The sequence below is a fragment of the Halalkalibacter alkalisediminis genome (genome assembly GCF_028610705.1).
Classification (GTDB): domain Bacteria; phylum Bacillota; class Bacilli; order Bacillales; family Bacillaceae_D; genus Halalkalibacter; species Halalkalibacter alkalisediminis.
Genome location: NZ_JAQQWT010000116.1, coordinates 1 through 1,378 on the forward strand (window position 1 = coordinate 1; position 1,378 = coordinate 1,378).

1 protein-coding gene is annotated in these 1,378 nt (G+C 37.1%); it reads right to left on the minus strand.

Translation table 11 applies throughout. The annotated features are described in order from the left end of the window. Positions 1–148: 148 nt before the first annotated feature. On the minus strand, positions 149–1,264 hold the full coding sequence (locus PQ474_RS26095; protein WP_273848499.1) for an IS4 family transposase: 1,116 nt from the start codon (positions 1,262–1,264) through the stop codon (positions 149–151). Positions 1,265–1,378 lie beyond the last annotated feature (114 nt).

The window sequence follows — 1,378 nt, forward strand, 5'->3', positions numbered from 1 at the left end:
CACTAGTGTTGCATATATACTGACTGAATTTTCAGTTTTAAAGTTCTTCCTGTTTAGAGCCAAAAAAGTAAATACCCAATCAAAGGTGGTTCCATCCATTTGGAAAAATATTTACAATTAGACGGTTGCGACGACGACAGTTTGTGTATTAAGGAATGGATTTCCCTTCGATTTTCCGAAGCCAAATATATGCCGGCTTCCACAAAGAAGCTCTTAAATAACGACTAATTTGTAAGGTTTTACGCTTGCTTCTTGTCTCGAGTTGTACGAGAACGTGGAGGCAAAAAACGATTAATGCGATAAACACTTGATTGTGGATCGCCCATTCACTTTGACCGTAGAACTTTTTGATGCTGAGGTGTTGCTTAATCCATTTGAAAAACAACTCAATTGCCCAGCGTGATTTATACATCTCTGAAATTTCTTCGGCACTCAAATCGAAACGATTTGTCAGTAACTGAAGTTCATTTCCTTTTGAATCAATCACTCTTAGAAGACGAAAGTAGTTCTCCGTGCGGTTTTGAGTTGTACCAATCAACACCATTTGATCGGACAGAACAGTCGAATTCTCGGGTAGTTTAAAATCGTAAACTTCTCGTATGACTGCGTTTTTACGGAGTCTAGATAGAAAAAAGTAACCGTCATCTGTCATACGGTCAAAGCGTTCATAGTCTAGGTAGCCACGGTCAAACACATACATGCATTCCTTGTCATCGACCATGATTTCTAGTTGACCACGATCATGTTCCTTTGCCGTTGTTAGCACAGCCTTTTCAGGATAGGAAATCCCTTTTTCCATAAACACAAGGCGCAAATGTAGCTTTACCCCGGCTTTTGTTTTTCGGAATTGTGCCCACTTATGATTGGTCAAATTGAGTGGCAATGTGCTTGAATCAATGATTTTTAACGGCATGACTAGTTTGGTGTAGTGTGTTTTGGCATGAATTTGTGCAACTAAATCCAGGAAAAGCCTTTGAAATAAATCTGGATTCATGCCATTTAATCGTCGTGATAGCTGAGAAATACTGATCGAATCAAGGTTGATTCCTTTTTGAAGCTGGTCATTGAAAAGACAATCACTCAACGCATGAAGACTTTCAACTTCTTCGAGCTGTGCGTAGAGTAATAATTTTAAAAATGATTCCGTCGTAAGTTTCTTTGTATAGAAATCTAATTTCAATGTTTTCACTTGTTCATCAAATAATTCAAGATTTATTGGTGAAAACCATTGTCCAAATGAAGTTTTTCGTGTAATCTTATCCATGCGTATGTTCCTTTATTATTGGATTTGGACGGGATTACCACCTGACTTATCCATTATAAAGGACTTTTTTTATGCAAAAAATAAAATAATTGAACATTTTGAGTATTCTTAAGA

Excerpts from the sequence above, each read along its gene's own strand:
- PQ474_RS26095 (WP_273848499.1), bottom strand. The coding sequence starts at position 1,264 with ATGGATAAGATTACACGAAAAACTTCATTTGGACAATGGTTTTCACCA.